The organism is Bradyrhizobium arachidis, from assembly GCF_015291705.1.
In the GTDB taxonomy this organism is placed as follows: domain Bacteria; phylum Pseudomonadota; class Alphaproteobacteria; order Rhizobiales; family Xanthobacteraceae; genus Bradyrhizobium; species Bradyrhizobium arachidis.
Genome location: NZ_CP030050.1, coordinates 7551750 through 7568614 on the forward strand (window position 1 = coordinate 7551750; position 16865 = coordinate 7568614).

Consider the following 16865-nt stretch of genomic DNA (forward strand, 5'->3'; position numbering starts at 1 on the left):
AGCGTGTGAGCTGCCGCGTTTTGCCAGGATATCCCGATCGGAACCTCGCGCCGCGTCGAGGGTTTGATCGGCGTCCCCATTTCGGAGGTTTTCGATGAACAAACGTTTATTCTTGGCTACCACCGCCGCCGTCGCCATCGCGACTTCGGCGTTCGCGCAATCTTCTCCGAGCACGTCGAGCTCAAGTCCGTCGGCGACACAGCGTCAGCAGGATTCCACTTCGACCACGTCGCCATCGCCTTCGACCACGTCACCGAGCTCGTCGTCCGGATCCGCGCAGAGCAATCCTTCGACGAATTCGGCTCAGACTCAGTCTTCATCTTCCACAGCCGGCCAGTCGTCCAATTCTGGCACCAACACGACGCAGGCGCCTGCCTCGAACAACTCGACCAACCAGGCCCAGACTAATCAGCCGTCCAGCCAGACCACGACGCCAGCCAACCAGGCGCAGACCAACCCTCCGTCGAGCACGAACAATCAGACGCAGAGCGCCAATCCGCCCGCGTCGGGCACGAATCAGGCCCAATCGCCGGTGGGTAGCGGATCGACCAACACCGCCCAGCAGCCGAACAATCAGCAGAACACGGCGGATCGTTCGTCGAACACCAACGTGAATGCCTCAGTGAACATCAACGATCAGCAGCGGACACGAATCGGCGCGTCGATCTCTCACCTGAACGTGCAGCCGCTCACCAACGTGAACTTCTCGCTGTCGGTGGGCACCGTCGTGCCGCGCGACGTCCGCCTGCAGCCGCTGCCCGCGGATGTCGTCGAGATCGTGCCCCAGTATCGCGGCTACAACTTCGTCCTGGTGAAGGACGAGATCGTGATCGTGGAGCCATCCACCTACAAGATCGTGACAGTCCTGCCGTACTCCGGCCGTTCCACCGCCTCGGCGCCGACGCGCACCGAGCAGCGCAAGGTGACGTTCAGCGACCGCGATCGCGAGGTCGTCCGTAAGCACGCCAAGGCGCGCCCGGTCGAACGCGAGAGCCGCACGACCGGCAGCACCGTCCGGAGGGAGATCCGGACCGGCGAGCGCCTGCCGGAGAGCGTTGAGATCGAGGCGTTTCCGGAAGAGGTTTATCGGGATGCTCCGAGCCTTCGCGAGTACCGGTACATCAACCGGGACAGCCGCACCTACATCGTCGAACCCCACGAACGTCGCGTCATCGAAGAGATCGATTGATCTCGCACAAAGGAGAACATGATGAAAGCCATCCTTTTAGGAGCGCTCGGGGCCGCACTGTTGGCGGCCTCTGCGAATGCCGCCCCAATCGCGCCTGCGGCCACTGCCTCGACCGAGGCTGCCGGCGTCGAGCAGGTGCGCCTCGTTTGTGACGAGTATGGCCGCTGCTACCGGACCCGCGGCCCCCGCTACGTCCAGCGCTACTACGGCGGCGACGACGGGTATGTGGTTCGCCGAAGCTACGGCTACTATGGCGGACCCGGCTACTACGACCGCGGCTATGGCCACTACGGCGGTGGCCCGAGCATTGGTTTCAGCTTCGGCACCCGAAGCTGGTGAACTCCCGAGAAGGGGCCGCTCTTTGAGCGGCCCCTTCTACGTCATGCTCGCCTTCGCGGAGAAAAGATGTCAGCTGTTGCGAAGCTCCAGAATCAGAAGGAGCAACTGCTCGCGCGCCTCGACAACGATCCGGGCCCGAACGAGCGCGCCGAAATCCAGGCGCTCCTCGCCAAGATCGAGACCGCGCTGAAGCTGCTTGGCACCCAGGATACCGCCGCCGCGGTCGACGAATAGCCCTCCGCCGGCGCGGGATCTTCCTTTGCCCCACGGGCTACGATTTTCGGCGCCCCGTCCGGAGGCGACCGCTGCAGCTTCATGGGCTTGCCGGACGCGGAAGCGGCGCACGACGTGGCGCTTGATGCACTCGTGGACGCCGCCCGCGAAGCCGTTATCGAAGGATGAGGTCCGCAATGAAATTGGGCCTGTGCTCGAGCTGACGGCGGTCTTCAATTCCAGGATCTTCAGGAAGCAATGACACGAGGCCGTTCGGAGTGGAGCCCGCCCGGCCTCCTGATAGGTATCGCTTATGCCTCGGTTAAGCCGCGGCGCGATCGGAAAGGCCATGGAGCTGGTCGAGCAGCTTCTGCTCCCGCTCGATCCTGCGTTGATAAAGTTCGCGCTCCTGTGCGCTCGCTGCGCCTGCGAGAAGAAGCCGATAGTGCTCGATAATCTTCTCGCTCCCGCGGATAAGCAACTGCCGGATGTCGCTCATAGCTCGCTCCTCAGGCCGGGGGAAGCGGATTGGCAGTTCGGCGAAGGAAGTATGATCGGGAATGTCTCGGCGGCTAGCGCGTCGAGCGCTGCCTGCTCGTCCGCCAGCCGTCCTTCAACGAACCGGCGCTCCAGCTCGGAGAGCTTTGTCCGTAGCAGACGCTGGTAGCGGTGGATGTTGGTGCGGTGCGTACGGATGCGGGCCAAATTTACATCAAGCATCGTCGTCACTCCTGACGGTCGTCATCGTCCTTTGTGATTCAGGGGTCGGGAAGCGAATTTCCCGACCCAAAAATATGCGGAGCGGTTTGCGAGTCAAGCGCCTGCGATCAGGCTGCGGCGCACCGCTCGATTGACCGCCTACGCATTGGCTTGCCACCTGGCGGATGCCGCGGACCACCATCCAGCGCGCAAAGCGCATTAAGGATTTCGTCGATCGTTACAGGCGCCTTCAGGCCTTTGGGAGCCCGCAGCGATGGGCATGACGCGATTGCAGACGCATCCGACGCCCATGAAGCCAGGATGGCGCGCTTTTCGGCAGGTGTGAGGCCTGAATGCGCGAGCACATCCCTCGGGTGATCGAACCTGGTGCCCGGATGAAGGAGATAGTCGAAATCGAAAACGTTGTCGGGGAGCGCGGTCGTCGGCCGCATGATTGCCTCCTGTTCGAGACGGGTTTGAGGAAGAGCCGCGCGGGCTCGTCCCGCGCGGCCTGGATCAAGCTGAGGTCCTGGCCTCGTTCAGGCGGCCTTGGCCCCAATCTGGCTCACGCTTCTTGGGGTTGTGGCTGTGCCGATTGCAATCTGCCGGGGCTTCATCGCTTCGGGAACTTCGCGTTGCAGCTCGATGATGAGCAGGCCGTTCTCGAGGCGCGCACCCCTCACCTCCACATGGTCGGCAAGGGTGAACTGGCGCTTGAAATTCCGCGCTGAGATACCGCGATGCAGGAAGGTCTTTTCTTCCTTCTCGCTCTTGCGGCCCTCGAGGCTCAGGACGTTCTGCTCGACCGTCAAAGCAACTTCATCCGGTGTGAAGCCGGCGAGCGCCACCGAGATCTGAAAACGGTTCTCGTCGAGACGTTCGATATTATAAGGGGGATAGCTCTCTTCGGCGGTCCGCTGGACCTCGTCGAGAACGTCGAACAGGCGGTCGAACCCAATGGTCGACCTCCAGAGGGGAGTCCAATCATACCTCATATCCAAATCCTCCTTGGAGCAAGATGGGTACGAGCAGGCTCCGGACACCGTCCGGCGCCCGTCTCATGACAGCGGGACCCGTAAGGCGTCCCGGTCGCCCGCGGCGACGCCAAAAAAAATTGGTCGGCTCAAAAAAGTTTCAAGAGGCCGACGAAATTTTTTTTGCCGAGGAGTCGGCCGGGTGCGCCCGGTTGTCCGGACTTGGAAGGCCGGCTATGCCGACAGCAACGTATCCTGCGCCCCAACGTTATTCTTTGAAAGCGCGGCTTGGATGCATCGCGCCCAATGATGGCAAAGCAGATGGCGCGCGTTCTGATTGGCACATCCGGCTGGCACTACGCCTCCTGGCGAGGTCCGTTTTTTCCAGAAGGATTGCCGCTCAAGAAGCAGCTCCCCTACTATGCCGGGCGGTTTGAGACCACCGAGTTGAACGGGGTGTTCTACCGCACCCCTACACCAGAGGCAGTGAAGGCTTGGCGCGACCAGACCGGGCGCGACTTCGTCTTCGCCTGGAAGGCTTCGAAGTTCATCACGCACTGGAAGCGCTTGTCCGAACGCTCCGAGAACAGCCTCGACCTGCTTGAAAGTCGCATTTCCCTTTTACGCGGCAAGGTCGGCCCGATCCTGTTTCAGCTTCCGCCACAGTTTGAAGCGGACCCCGATCGGCTGGGATCCTTCTTCAAGCTTCTCTCCAGGAAGCGCCGCTACAGTTTCGAATTTCGGCATCCGAGCTGGTATCAGCCGCGCGTTCTCCGGATGCTGGCTGACGAGAATATCTCACTCTGCCTGTCCGACCATCACGATGCGCCGGCTCCCTGGAAGCGCACGGCGGACTTCGTCTATGTCCGCGGACATGGCCCAGGCGGACGCTATCACGGCCATTACTCGCAGGCCACGCTCGCCCAATGGGCCAAGCGCCTCAAATCGTGGAAGCGCCAAGGCTGCGACGCCTTTGTCTATTTCGACAACGACCAGAAGAGTGCGGCGCCGGCCGACGCGCAGGCCCTAAGAGAACTGCTATAGCGATTGTCCCAAGAACATTGGTATTTCAGTCGCAGCATAACCGTGACGGAGGAACGTTTCTGGACGGTTTCGCTTGATGCCGTGAAAAGCCAGGGCTTCACGATCAATGTCCTGCGCCCCCTCCCGGAGCTTGAACCGCACAATGCAGCTCATGGAAGCCGAGTCCGTCGCCCAACTGCCACGGGGGGCCCAGTGGCAATACGAGCCGAAATGGGATGGATTCCGTTGTCTTTTGATCCGCGAACGCAGCCGAGTCAGCATGCAATCCAAAAGCGGCCGTGATCTGGTTCGTTACTTCCCGGAAATTGCCGCAGCCGCGGCCGCCTTGTCGCCGAAGACGCTCACCCTGGATGGTGAGTTGATCATCGAGCTTGATGAGGGCTATTCGTTTGATGCGTTGCTTCAACGCATTCATCCGGCCGCCAGCCGGGTCAAGCACCTTGCCAAAGAAACTCCCGCAACCTTCATGGTTTTTGACCTGTTGCGATCGGGCGCGAGAGATCTTTCGGGTCTGCCGCTTATGAAGCGCCGCGCCGCTCTTGAAACACTTGCGGGAAAGGCCTTCCAGGCGAGCGGGCTTTTCCGGCTGACACCGGCAAGCCGAAACTATGCGGATGCCGAGGCCTGGCTCAACAGCGTAAATGAAGATCATGATGGCGTGGTCGCCAAGCGCCTCGACCTACCCTATCGAGGCGGCACCCGAGACGGCATGCAGAAGATCAAGCTGCTGCGATCGGCTGATTGCGTTGTTGGCGGATTTCGTTATGCCGAGAGGAAGCAGGGCAATCGAAAAGTCGTTGGCTCGTTGCTGCTCGGCCTCTACGACAAGGGTGGACTTCTGCACCATGTCGGATTTACGTCCGGCATCCGATCGTCCGATCGACTGGCTCTCACCGATCGGCTGGAGAAAATCGTCGGGTTGCAGAGCTTCACCGGCAATTCACCGGGCGGTCCAAGCCGCTGGTCGACAAAGCGATCGGCTGAATGGAAAGCCGTGCGTCCAACTTTCGTGGTCGAAGTATCCTATGACCATGTGACGGGCGACCGCTTTCGGCACGGCACGAAAGTCATCCGCTGGCGTCCTGACAAGAAGCCCTCGCAATGTCGCATGGATCAGCTTCGGCAGAGGGCGGCCACACAAACCTTCCGAGCAGCGACGTAGCTCGGCGCGCTTTTAACAAAGGCCAGGACATCTCGTCGACGTCCTGGCCTTGCTGGGTCAGTGGAGCCTTAGGACTGGCCGCCTTTACGTCCGGCTTCGCTGGCCTTCTCGCGATCGTTGGCGAAATTGCCCGGATTGTCCGTCGAGCTCCCGCCCTGCTGGCCGGGCTTGCTTCCGCCCTGGGTCTGCTGTCCCTGCTGGCCGTGGCTTCGCTCGCCACCCTTCTTGCCGGCCTCAGACGCGCGCTGCGGATCGTTGGCGAAATTTCCGGAGCCACCACGTTGTTCGTCTGCCATCAATCTTCTCCTTGTTTGTTGCCCGGCCCATGAAGGCTAATGGCGAGATCAGAAGCTCGTTCCTGAGAGAAAGATTAAGGTTGGTCAGAGATTGTTGGCCAGCATGTTGCGCGTCGCCTGCCGCACGGCTTCGATGCCCGTGACGTTGTTCATCAAAGCAATCTCGCCTTGCTGCTCATGTCGTATGGCATGCGCCATCAGACGCAGGCGGGGATCGCCGGACGAATGCCATTGGTTATCCGCCATCTGGACGGCGCCGGCATGATGCAGGCTCATCAGACGGATAAACACCGCATCAAACTCACCATCGGCCGCGTTGCGCGCATCCGCCATTTGTGCCGACGTCAGATAGCCAGGCATGGCCAACCGTTCCTCGCTGGAGCAGAGCGCCATCGGCTCGCTGGACCACCCGCGCCACCAACGATCGAAGATGCGGTTTTCGCTCTGCTGGCTGGCGACCATCAAAGCCGCGAGCGCGCGCAGGTGCGGGTCTTGTGCGCGCTGCTTGCCTAGCTTTGCAAGCTCAATGCCTTGCTCGTGATGCGTCACCATATGGCGGATATAACGCTGATCACCGGCGACATCGCGGCTGAGGGTTGGCAGCGGCCAACCCAACCCATCGATCACGGAAACAAGGCCGAACGTTGCGAGCACGAGAAGTGCTCCCGCTGCCCACCGTTTGGCAAAGCGCACCGCGGATGTTGGCGGCGCACGTCTTAGCGGCCAACGCAGCCAGGCGAACAAGGGATAGATCAAAGCGGACGAGAGATGAACGAGAAAGCCGATCCAGTAGGGTTGCTGCAAAGTGAAGATCGGCTGGAAGAACGGAAATAGCGGCACCAGCCCAAACCACTCGGTTGCCGAGGTAAAGACAGCCCACGGAATGGCCAGCCAGAAAAGAGTGCGGGGCGCGAGACGGCTCGTCCAGCGCCCAAACAGACCGAAGAAGACAAGCGCCCAGGAAAAGTCCGCCCATTGAGCAGCGACGGTCATCCAGTCAACCGCCGCGTCCCGTCCTAACTGTGACGCCGCAAGCTGACCGATGAGCGTCGAGAATGTGCTACTGACGAGCCCGAGCTGAGCGGCCGCCAGCCAGCGTGACTTCAGCTCTTTCGCGGCACCCTCCCCCATCAGCCGAACGGCTTCATTACGACCTTGATGCAGCCATCCTGTTTGGCGCGGAACGTCTTGTAGAGATCGGGCCCTTCCTCAAGCGTCGCTCGATGGGTGATAACGAAGCTTGGATCGATCTCGCCTTTTTCGATGCGTTGCAAAAGCTTGGGCAGGTAATGCTGAACAGGGGTCTGGGCCATGCGGAAGGTTAGTCCGCGATTGATGGCACTGCCCATCGGGATGTTGTCGAGCAAGCCGCCATAGACGCCGACAATCGAGACAGTACCGAAGTTGCGGCAGCATTGGATGGCCTGCCGCAAAACATGCGGGCGATCGGTTCCCATGAAGGTCGCGACCTTGATGCGATCGATCACAGAATCCTTGCTTGCCATGGTCTCGGGCTCGGTGCCGACCGCATCGATGCATGCATCGGCGCCGCGCCCTTGCGTGAGTTGCTGGATGCGCTCGTAGACATCCTCTTTCATGAAATCCAGCATGATGGCGCCCGTTGCATGGCGAGCGACAGCCGCTCGGGCACCGTGTCGATGGCGATCACGCGTTCGGCGCCGAGCAGAAATGCGCTCTTGATGGCAAACTGGCCGACTGGTCCGCAGCCCCAGACGGCGACTGTCTCGCCGCCTTTGAGGTTGCAAAATTCCGCGGCCATATAGCCGGTCGGGAAAATATCCGAGAGAAACAAGACCTGTTCGTCCGTGAGACCCTCGGGGATCTTATAGGGGCCGACATCGGCGTAAGGCACACGCATATATTCGGCCTGACCGCCGGCAAAGCCGCCCAGCATGTGCGAATAGCCGAACAGGCCGGCGGGCGAATGTCCCCACATCTTATCGGCCTGCTTGGCGTTGGGATTAGACCGTTCGCAGCCGGAGTAGAAGCCGTTCTTGCAGAAAAAGCATTCGCCACAGGCAATGGTGAAGGGCACGACCACCCGGTCGCCCACCTTGAGCTTGCTGTTGTCCTTGCCGACCTCGACCACCACACCCATAGTCTCATGGCCGAGCACGTCGCCCTTTTCCATGGTCGGCATGATGCCGTCGAACAGATGAAGGTCCGAGCCGCAGATCGCGCAGGCCGTCACCTTGATGATCGCGTCACGTCCGTCCTGGATCTTGGGATCGGGAACTGACTCGCAGCGAATGTCGCTCTTGCCGTGCCAGGTGAGGGCTTTCATGGACCGCTCCAAAGGTTGCGCGACCAGACCAAGCCTCAATCTTGCGGCTGGTTCCTAGCTGCTTAGGAACGCTCGCGCCCGTGCGCCATTAGGCTCAAAGCCACGTAAAAAACCGAGAGGGAATGCCCATGGCCGGACAGTTTGCAATCGTGACGGGTGCCTCGACCGGCATCGGCTTTGAGCTTGCCCGGCTCTGCGCCTCCAAAGGATATGACCTTCTCATCGCCGCGGATGAGCCCGAGATCGAGACGGCGGCGGAGGCGCTGCGCAAAGAAGTCAACAGCATCGCCGCTGTAGCGCTGAAAGCCGATCTCGCGACCATTGAAGGCGTCGACAAACTCTGCGAGGTGGCACAAGGCCGCAAGGTCGACGCGCTGATGGCCAATGCCGGCCGCGGTCTGGGCCATGCTTTCCTGGATCAGGAGTGGGCGCGTATCCGGCAGGTGATCGACACCAACGTCATGGGCACGACCTATCTGCTCCAGCGCGTCGGCCAGGACATGCGCCGGCGCAATGAGGGACGGATCCTTATTACCGGGTCGATCGCCGGCTTTACCCCCGGCAGCTTTCAGGCCGTCTACAATGCATCTAAGTCGTACCTGAACTCCCTCTCTTTTGCGCTACGCGAGGAACTGCGCGACACGAAGGTGACGGTCACCTGCCTGATGCCGGGTGCCACCGAGACCGAGTTCTTCGCGCGCGCAGATATGCTCGACTCCAAAGTGGGCTCTGAGGACAAGGACGATGCGGCGATGGTCGCCCGCAAGGGTTTCGAGGCGATGATGAATGGCGAAGGCGACGTTGTGACAGGCCTCAAGAACAAGATCCAGTCGGCGGTTGCCAATGTGACGCCGGCCGAGACACTCGCCAAGCAGCATCGCAAACAGGCGGAGCCCGGCACTGCAAAATCCTGATCAGGCCTCTCATGCTGTCATGGATCCGCTAGCCTCATAGCGGATCGCTGTCGCGCCACGCATCCAAGGGCAACGCAGAGAATGCGCGAGGCGGCGAGCACGCCTAAGCCTCGTACATCCGCATCCGGCACCAGCTCCACGAGATCAAAACCAACGATCCTCGCCCGTTGCGTAACGCCATGCAAAAGCTCGACGATATCGAGATAGCCGAGACCACCCGGCTGTGGGACCAGCACCGCGGGAATAACAGCCGGGTCGAGCCCGTCGCAATCGAGGGTGACGATGCAGTGGCTGCCCGGCGGGATTAGGTCGATGACCGGCTGCACGCCGTGTCGGCGCACGGTCGCCGCACTGAACAGTGTCGCGCCCCAAGCTCGGGCGTCGGCAAGATCCCGTTCCCGCGAACCACCGATGCCGCGCTGTCCAACCTGAATGATCCGCTCCACCCATGGCATTTCGCTGGCGCGGCGCATGGTGCTGGAGAATGTATGCTTGAGGCCATCCCGATCATCACGCCAGTCGAGATGCGCATCGATTTGCAAGATGGTGACGGGGCCAAACCGCTCGAACCCCGCGAAGAATGGAATGGGAACCGAGTCATCCCCGCCGAGCAGCAGAGGCACGGCGCCCGCCTTCAGAATGCTCACGGTTGTCGATGTGATCAGCGAGCGATTCTCCTGCGGTGTTGCCGGATCGGTTGGAAGGTCGCCAAGATCAACCGCCCGCAGTCCTTCCGGGATCAAAGGGCCGCCCTGATCGAAATCCCACCGCAAGGGATCACGCGCAATTTGCTCGGTACTTTCTCGTAGAGCCGAAGGAGCGCGTGCGGCATGGCTGGTGGAGCCCGGAACATGCGGCGTCGCGTCCGGCGCACCAAAGATCACGACATCCGCGCTCGAGACTATGTCGGGCGCCGCCGCAGGAAGGCCTAGAAAGGTGGCGGGGGTGACAGGACGTGTCATGGCGTGTGTGGAAGGCCTAAATGCCTATTGGTATTGGCAACGGCAATTGCACGTCCGCGAAGCGTCCTTCATAGCGGTCGGTAAAGGCATGCAGGGCCTCCAGTATATCGCGGAGCTGGAGATCGCAGCGCCGCCGCAATTCGTGAACCACCTCGGCCGACGCATCGCGAACCCAGCCTTGAGCGATATTGAAGACCGCGACCCGGCGCGGGCATTGATAGTTTCCCTCCAGCAGATCCATCACAACGGCTTCGAAGTCGTTGCCAAGGACGGGCGCCTCGCACCAAACAGGGCCCGAGGCGCCACGATCGTCTTCAACGAGATAGATGTCCTGCTCGTCACGCAGGGGGACGATGGACGACATCGGCAACGCCTCCGACTACAGCAAGGCACAGCAGCTGACAGACGCAAAGCTGCGCAGTTACCGTGGCATTGCCCGGGACCGCCCTCATCCGCCTACTGTTCGGTCTGTTCGACGGCGGCTGGCATTTTCGCGACCGACATCAAGGACCGCGCGACCTGGTTGAGCAATTGGTCCGCGTTTTCCTCTTCTGCCAGTGACTTCGATAGGAGGCTGACGACGGCGCTATGGCGTAGCTGCTGGGCAAGGTTGCGCGCTGTCGTGTAGCCGGCAATCTCATAATGCTCGACCCGCTGCGCCGCGCCGATCAGGGCGAGGTCGGCCGCGGCATCTTCCTTCTCCTCGCCCTCGGTCATGACTTCCTGACCTTCTTCGACAAGACCCATCATGCCCTTGCAGGGCTTGGCGCGCGCGGACTTGCCGAGCAACTCAAAGCATTCATTGATGCGCTCGATCTGGGTTTCGGTCTCGCCGAGATGCAGCTCGAACAGCTCGCGCAACTGGTCGAACCGCGCCGCTTCCGCCATCTTGGGAAGCGCCTTCGTCAACTGCTTCTCGGCGTGAAGGATGTCGCGGAGCTCGTCGATCAGCAGGTCGCCAAGACCGGCCTCGTCGACCGGCGGTGAGCTTTCGGTGACGATAGCCGACGCGGGTCCTGGTTCCCCGGCCTGAATGGCCGGCGATTCCGTAAAGACCCATTCGCCGCCTTCGTTCCAGGGCCCGCGGGTGTCGATCTCGCCATGATCGCCGGTGCCCGTGGAGTCGTTGAAGAATTGGTCGACCAGGCCGGGCGTCGGCGCAAGGCGGCCGATACTGAAGGCTGGCTTGCTCATGCTCTCAAGGGCGAGCGAAAAGGCCTTCATATGGGTGATTTCGCGGGTCATGAGGAACTGCAAGGCGTCCTTAGTGCCGGCGTCATCGGTAAAATTTATCAGGCGTTCGTAGACGATCTTGGCCCGCGCTTCGGCGGCGATATTGCTGCGCAGATCCACGTCCAGTTCGCCCGTGATCTTCAGGTAATCGGCGGTCCAGGCGTTGCCTTGCGAGTTGAAGAGGTTCACCCCGCCCCCACCCGCGATCGCGATCAACGGATCGGCCTCGGCAGCCTGGCGATCAAACTTCGCCGGCTTGAGATGCATGCGGGCCAGCGTACCGACGACTTCCAGATGGCTCAGCTCTTCGGTGCCGATATCCATCAGGAGGTCCTTGCGATCAGGGTCTTCGCAATTGAGCCCCTGTATCGAATACTGCATGGCGGCCGCGAGTTCGCCGTTGGCACCGCCGAACTGTTCAAGAAGCATATTGCCAAAGCGCGGGTCCGGCTCATCGACGCGGACGGTGAACATCAACTTCTTGACGTGGTGATACATGGAAAAGCCTCGGGCTTGGAGGGAGATGAGTCCCGAACAGCCAGGCGCTGCGGTTGTTCCTATCTACTGAAGTATCGCGGCATCGACGCTGGCGCGCAGATGCTAGTCTGGCCGCGCCAACGATGCACGGACCACGCTCGTCAGGGAAGCCATGGTATAAGGCTTCGAGAGCCAGCCAAGCGGCGCGAACGGCTCGGCCCGCGTGCGGGTCAGGAGATCATCATGGGCCGTGGCGAAGACGCAGCGCAAGCCGAGCTCGCGAAAGAGATCACCGGCCGCCTCAACGCCGTCGCGTCGGCCAGCCAGACGTATATCCATGATGGCAAGGGCCGGCATCTGTTCCCTTGCCATCGTCAAGGCTTCCTCGGCGGTGGTTGCAATGCCGGTCACTCGAAAGCCGGCATCGAGCAACGCGGCTTCGGCCTGCATGGCGATGAGAAAATCGTCTTCGACGATCAGGACCGCGTGGGACTGATCAACACGATCGCTCGCTTCGTCGGCGGCGGGCGCCATCTTTTTATCAGGCGGATGATCGGTCGGAGCGGCTAGTTCATGGCTATCGGACATGCTCGGCTGCGTCATCATGCACCTCGCGATGCGCCGAAACGAAGCGTAGCGCGCGATGGCGATCGGCTCACGGCAAGCTCGGCATGGAGCTGGCGGGCCAGGCCAAGTACCAGACGAAGGCCCGACGAGGTTTGCCGCGCCGCATTCAAGTCAAATCCGGGCCCGTCATCCTCGACATGAAGCTCGAACTGTCCATCATGCTCAACAAGGCTGACGCGAATGCTGTCGGCGGCTGGATCGCGGATCCCGTGCTTGGCTGCGTTGGTCAGCAATTCATTGAGGATCAGGGCGAGCGGCATGGCAATATCATTGGACAGAGCACCGGTTGCCTGCGTACGCGTGATCTTGATTCTCGCTGGCAGCGTCTGCTGGATCGTTTCGACCACTGCGCCAAGAAACTCATCCGCCGCGAAGCTGGTCGCGTCGGTGGTGCCATAAAGAACACGCTGGGCAGCGGCCATGGCGGCAATCCGGCTACAGGCATCGTCAAGCACACGCCGGGCCTCCTCGCTCCGGGCGCTGCGGGCCGCCGTGTACAGGAGCCCCTGGAGCATCTGCATGTTGTTCTTGGTGCGGTGGTTGAGTTCATTGAGCAGCAGGCGCTGCTGGGTCTCAGCCTGCTTTCGCTCGCTCAAATCAACCAGCATGTTGATGGCGCCGGTGACCCGGCCGGATGCATCGAACAGGGGCGTCGGGAACGGGATGAACGGAACGCGTGTGCCATCCGGCCGCTCGGCAATAGCCTCGACCCCGCGCACCGGACGGCCTTCCTTGAGGGCGACGGCCATCGGGCACTGGTCATGCGGCAACGGCGTGCCGTCGGGGAGATAGAGCTTCCAGGTCACGCACCATTCGTCGCTGCCGAGCAACGGTGTCCGGCCGGCGAATTCGACGGCAGTCTGGTTGAAATAGGTGATCCTTCCGTCGGCGTCGGTCGTGTAGATGGCGGCCGGTATGGCGTCGAGCAATTCCTGCAACCGCTGTTCGCTCTCCTGCAATCTCCTTTCGGAGAGCTTGCGCTCTGTGATATCGCGGGCGATCTTCGAGGCTCCAATGACGCGCCCCATGCGATCGCGGATCGGCGAGATTGTCAGCGAAATGTCGACTAGACTGCCATCTTTGCGGCGACGCACGGTCTCGAAATGATCCACGCGCTCGCCGGCTTTGATCTTGGCCAGAATGCGCGGCTCCTCATCCTGCCGGTCCGGCGGAATAAGCATCGTGATCGATCGGCCGACAGCCTCATCTCGGCTGTAGCCGAACAGACGCCGCGCACCATCATTCCAGGTCTGGATTATGCCATCGAGATTCTTGCTGACGATGGCATCGGCTGACGATTCAACGATGGCCGCCAGTTGCTGGGCATCGCGCTCGGCCAGGCGGCGGGCTTCATCGCCGGAAAGGCGCGCAAGGGCAAAGCCGAGCAGGCGTGCCAGCGTGAGCGCGGTGTCGAGCTCGGACGGCGTGAAATGATGGGGCTCATCATGGTAGGCCATGAACTTGCCGGCAAGCCGGCCATCCTGGACAATGGGCGTAAAGGCCGTGGCTTGAATGCCTTCGTTGAGGATTGTCTGTTTCAGATCATCCGGCAGGTCGCTGCGGGCAGCATCTTCGATGCAAACAGGCGCCGGCCTTGTCTCATTGCGGTCCCACGGGGAATGTCCTTCCACCGCCTTCCGGTAGGCTTCCGAAAGGTCGCGCCAAGCCGCGAACCGCATGATGTCGGCCTGGTCATAGAGTAGGATCGAGGCCCGCGTACAGCCCAGCGCGCGCGTGATAGCATCAAGCGCGGCCTGGTGTATTTGCTCGGCCGATTGGCAGTGCTGAAGTCGCTCCGAGAAAGCGAACAAGGCGGCTTGCTCTTCCATGCGCCGAGCGAGCGCCTGTTCGGCGCGCTTGCGGTCCGTAATATCGTGCTGCACACGGACGGCGTAAAGAAACTTGCCGGCGGCGTCGCGAATGCTCGATGACGTGACGGCCGCCCAGATATGTCCGCCATCCTTGCAATAAATGCGTTTCTCAATGCTGTAGCGATCGAATTCGCCCGCGATCTGGCGGGTGAATTGCGCGCGATCCTCGGCAATATCTTCGGGCAGCGTCTCCTCGAAGATCGTTCGTCCCAAAAGCTCGGAAGCCATATATCCGGTCAGCCGGCAAAGCTGCTGGTTGACCCGTAGCATGCGGCCGTCGCGATCGATTTCGACGATGCCGGCGCCGACATGCTCATAGGTGGCGGCAAGTCGTTCGTCGCGGGCCTGCATCCAGTCGTCGGAACGGGCGTCGCACATTTCGACTCGGCCGCCGATGCGCTCGTGAAAGCAGTTGATGGCCCCGGCCAGGACACCGTCCTCATCGAAGACCGGCGCAATATGGATGGTGACCCAGACGTGTGAGCCATCGGGCCTTTCCAGGCGACCTTCGAGGCCACGGACCGGAGTTCCGGTCCGCAGCACTTCGGCCGTTGGCGTTAGCTCGCGCGAGATCGGCCGTCCATCAAGGAAGAGCTTGTAGGAGCCGCAGAAGAGTTCGCTATCATCTCCAACCCGCGGTGCGCGGCCCCACAAGTCCGCCGCGCGTGAATTGAACCAAAGAATGCGACCCTCCGCGTCACAGGCGTGGATCGCGATGGGAAGCTGCGCGAGGAAAGCGGGTGACGGGCTTTGCAAACCGAGCGCTGCGAGCGGCTCGAGACTGTCAAGATCGACCGCCGTCTGCTGAATATTCATAGGCCTCATCCCCCGCGCCAGGACCAAGAGGGGTGCGGCACCATTGTTCTTCCTGCCCCTGGTCGCCTTGGCCGGTTGGTTCCCGACTCCGCGAAACATGCCTAAACGCCCGGCCGAGATCAAAAGTTCCTAAATCGGGTCTTCCGTAGGGCACACGCGAAGACGAACCATTACGCTACGATAAGCGGAGTCGCTGGGGCTTGCTCTCCGTCTTTCGTCTCAGGCGCCGAGGCAGGCTTCCGCCGATGGTTCACTTCACCACAACGGCTTCATGGTGAAGGACAGAACGGTGGAGGAACGACTGGGCATCCATGAGCTTGGCTTGTTGGATAAGCCGGAGGAGGATCAAATGGACAGCGAAGACGCCTTGGCAAAAGTGAAGGACGTTTCGGAAGGCGTGCGTGAGACCGCCCGCACGGTGAGGCAAAGCTTCGAAGAAGGACAGCCGCCCGGCCAGGCGCTCGCCTTCCTGCGGGATGTGGTGCGAGAGGCCCCGCTGCCCTCGCTGCTCGTCGCCTTCATGCTGGGCTGCCTGATCGCGCGTCGTTAGCCGGGAATATCGCGGTCAATCGCAAGATCATCGAGCAGCGGCGAAGAGCCTCCGGCAAGCAACGCAGCCAGAAGTTCCGCCGCGAGGAAGCTAAAGGTAATTCCGTTGCCGCCATAGCCAAAGGCGGCAAAGATATTCTTGCAGCCGGGCACCGCGCCGATCAACGGCAGGCCGTCATGGGTGGTATCGAAAGCGCCGGACCAGGCGAAGTCGACCCGGTCCGATGCCTGCGGCCAAAGTGTCTTCAGATAATCCTTGAGCGCCGCAACCTTTGTCGGTGTGGCATGATTTCGAGCCTCGGGCTCGATCAACGCGTGATCATCCTCGCCACCAAGGATGATGCGGCCATCAGCGGTGGTCCGTCCATAATGATAGTTCCGGCTCGCTTCCCAGATCAGCGCCTGTTCGGGCCACAGATGGCTCGGCTGCCGGCGGGTCGCGATAGCCCAACTGGAGGCTGGTCGGGCTTTGAGCTTCACGATGTCGGGTACCACATAGCCGGTCGCGAGCACGGCATGGCGCGCCTCGATCGAAAGCCCGCTTTCAAGGCCAACGATGACGCTCTGGGCGGCGCTATCAAAGGCAACCGCATTGTCCTTGAGAAGGCGGGCGCCGCGTCGGACGGAGATATCAAGCAAGCCATGCGTGAGGAGCACCGGATCGGCATCCGCCGCGTCTGCTGACAAAAGGGCGCCCGCCCGCCTGATGCCGAAGCGCCTCAGCAGCGCGGCATGATCGAGATAGAGGGATGGCAGATCGGCACGACGCCTCAGCGCATATTCATCCTGAACAAGCTTCCGACTGTCATCGATGGCGAGATAGAGCGATAGACGTGGCCGCATCTCGCAGGCAATTCCATGCTGCGCAACCAGGGACAGCAGGCCTTGCGCAGCATGGTGGCTGGCTCGATAGCAACGCGCCGCCCTCTCGAAGCCATAGAGCTGCGCGAGTTCGAACAGCGGCCGGTCGATTTCCCAGAGTAGCATGGCGGTGCTGGCCGCCGTGCTACCGAGACTCGGAAGCTCGCGATCGATAATGACAACTTGATGGCCTTGCCGTGTCAGACGCTCGGCCACCAGCGCGCCGGTGATGCCGGCGCCGATGATCAGAACCTCGCATCGAAAGCTGTCAGCTATCGGTTCAATCGGCGGCGGCGGCAGGACGGCCCACGGTGCGCGCGGGCTGCGCAGATCG

At 61.6% G+C, this 16865-nt stretch carries 19 protein-coding genes and 1 pseudogene; 7 read left to right on the forward strand and 13 right to left on the reverse strand.

From position 1 onward, the window contains the following. Positions 1-94: 94 nt before the first annotated feature. From WN72_RS35510 to WN72_RS35520, 3 genes are all read left to right on the forward strand, one after another. Entirely contained in the window at positions 95-1189 is a 1095-nt protein-coding gene (locus WN72_RS35510; RefSeq protein WP_092212447.1) for a DUF1236 domain-containing protein, read from the forward strand. Between the two features lie 21 nt (positions 1190-1210). Next, entirely contained in the window at positions 1211-1528 is a 318-nt protein-coding gene (locus WN72_RS35515) for a hypothetical protein (protein ID WP_014493277.1), read from the forward strand. A gap of 66 nt (positions 1529-1594) precedes the next feature. Continuing rightward, positions 1595-1762, forward strand: a complete 168-nt coding sequence (locus WN72_RS35520) for a hypothetical protein (RefSeq protein ID WP_014493276.1) — start codon at positions 1595-1597, stop codon at positions 1760-1762. Positions 1763-2063: 301 nt separating this feature from the next. Here the strand turns inward: WN72_RS35520 and WN72_RS35525 are convergent, their stop codons facing one another. The 4 genes from WN72_RS35525 to WN72_RS35540 form a co-directional block, all read right to left on the reverse strand. Continuing rightward, complete coding sequence (locus WN72_RS35525) at positions 2064-2240, reverse strand: hypothetical protein (protein ID WP_014493275.1); 177 nt, start codon at positions 2238-2240, stop codon at positions 2064-2066. Next, positions 2237-2461, reverse strand: a complete 225-nt coding sequence (locus WN72_RS35530) for a hypothetical protein (RefSeq protein ID WP_092212448.1) — start codon at positions 2459-2461, stop codon at positions 2237-2239. Before WN72_RS35530 ends, WN72_RS35525 begins: the two co-directional genes overlap by 4 nt. A gap of 107 nt (positions 2462-2568) precedes the next feature. Next, the gene (locus WN72_RS35535; RefSeq protein ID WP_014493273.1) at positions 2569-2892 is read right to left on the reverse strand and encodes a hypothetical protein; all 324 of its coding nucleotides are present in this window, start codon (positions 2890-2892) and stop codon (positions 2569-2571) included. Between the two features lie 87 nt (positions 2893-2979). Continuing rightward, positions 2980-3435, reverse strand: a complete 456-nt coding sequence (locus tag WN72_RS35540; protein ID WP_014493272.1) for an Hsp20 family protein — start codon at positions 3433-3435, stop codon at positions 2980-2982. A 300-nt stretch (positions 3436-3735) separates the two neighbouring features. Here WN72_RS35540 and WN72_RS35545 point away from each other — a divergent pair, with 300 nt between their 5' ends. Both WN72_RS35545 and WN72_RS35550 read left to right on the forward strand, forming a co-directional pair. Further along, the gene (locus WN72_RS35545; RefSeq protein ID WP_028170295.1) at positions 3736-4458 is read left to right on the forward strand and encodes a DUF72 domain-containing protein; all 723 of its coding nucleotides are present in this window, start codon (positions 3736-3738) and stop codon (positions 4456-4458) included. A gap of 142 nt (positions 4459-4600) precedes the next feature. Next, positions 4601-5620 (forward strand): ATP-dependent DNA ligase, encoded by a 1020-nt coding sequence (locus WN72_RS35550; protein WP_014493270.1) that lies wholly within the window; start codon positions 4601-4603, stop codon positions 5618-5620. A 68-nt stretch (positions 5621-5688) separates the two neighbouring features. Here WN72_RS35550 and WN72_RS35555 read toward each other — a convergent pair whose 3' ends face one another. The 3 genes and pseudogenes from WN72_RS35555 to WN72_RS35565 all read right to left on the reverse strand — a co-directional run bounded on the left by WN72_RS35555 (position 5689) and on the right by WN72_RS35565 (position 8221). Continuing rightward, a complete protein-coding gene (locus WN72_RS35555; protein ID WP_014493269.1) occupies positions 5689-5916 on the reverse strand; it encodes a con-10 family general stress protein in 228 nt (75 codons plus the stop codon). Between the two features lie 84 nt (positions 5917-6000). Further along, positions 6001-7047: a DUF305 domain-containing protein gene (locus WN72_RS35560; protein WP_038935518.1), complete on the reverse strand. Its 1047-nt coding sequence runs from the start codon at positions 7045-7047 to the stop codon at positions 6001-6003. After that, a pseudogene (locus tag WN72_RS35565) lies at positions 7047-8221 on the reverse strand (zinc-dependent alcohol dehydrogenase). Before WN72_RS35565 ends, WN72_RS35560 begins: the two are co-directional and overlap by 1 nt. Positions 8222-8343: 122 nt before the next feature. Here WN72_RS35565 and WN72_RS35570 point away from each other — a divergent pair. After that, the gene (locus WN72_RS35570) at positions 8344-9135 is read left to right on the forward strand and encodes an SDR family NAD(P)-dependent oxidoreductase (protein WP_028170292.1); all 792 of its coding nucleotides are present in this window, start codon (positions 8344-8346) and stop codon (positions 9133-9135) included. 17 nt (positions 9136-9152) lie between these two features. Here WN72_RS35570 and WN72_RS35575 read toward each other — a convergent pair whose 3' ends face one another. From WN72_RS35575 to WN72_RS35595, 5 genes are all read right to left on the reverse strand, one after another. After that, on the reverse strand, positions 9153-10097 hold the full coding sequence (locus WN72_RS35575) for an arginase family protein (protein ID WP_039227688.1): 945 nt from the start codon (positions 10095-10097) through the stop codon (positions 9153-9155). 16 nt (positions 10098-10113) lie between these two features. Further along, a complete protein-coding gene (locus WN72_RS35580) occupies positions 10114-10461 on the reverse strand; it encodes a hypothetical protein (protein ID WP_014493264.1) in 348 nt (115 codons plus the stop codon). Between the two features lie 92 nt (positions 10462-10553). Further along, positions 10554-11828: a DUF892 family protein gene (locus WN72_RS35585; protein ID WP_028170291.1), complete on the reverse strand. Its 1275-nt coding sequence runs from the start codon at positions 11826-11828 to the stop codon at positions 10554-10556. Positions 11829-11930: 102 nt separating this feature from the next. After that, complete coding sequence (locus WN72_RS35590) at positions 11931-12410, reverse strand: response regulator (protein ID WP_014493262.1); 480 nt, start codon at positions 12408-12410, stop codon at positions 11931-11933. Then, on the reverse strand, positions 12410-15121 hold the full coding sequence (locus tag WN72_RS35595) for a PAS domain S-box protein (RefSeq protein WP_092212450.1): 2712 nt from the start codon (positions 15119-15121) through the stop codon (positions 12410-12412). The genes WN72_RS35590 and WN72_RS35595 overlap by 1 nt, the downstream gene beginning before the upstream one ends. Positions 15122-15392: 271 nt before the next feature. On the opposite strand from WN72_RS35595, the gene WN72_RS35600 reads away from it, so the two are divergent. Continuing rightward, the gene (locus tag WN72_RS35600) at positions 15393-15671 is read left to right on the forward strand and encodes a hypothetical protein (RefSeq protein WP_014493260.1); all 279 of its coding nucleotides are present in this window, start codon (positions 15393-15395) and stop codon (positions 15669-15671) included. On the opposite strand, the gene WN72_RS35605 is transcribed toward WN72_RS35600, so the two are convergent. Further along, positions 15668-16831: an NAD(P)/FAD-dependent oxidoreductase gene (locus WN72_RS35605; RefSeq protein ID WP_080588674.1), complete on the reverse strand. Its 1164-nt coding sequence runs from the start codon at positions 16829-16831 to the stop codon at positions 15668-15670. The genes WN72_RS35600 and WN72_RS35605 overlap by 4 nt on opposite strands. Positions 16832-16865 lie beyond the last annotated feature (34 nt).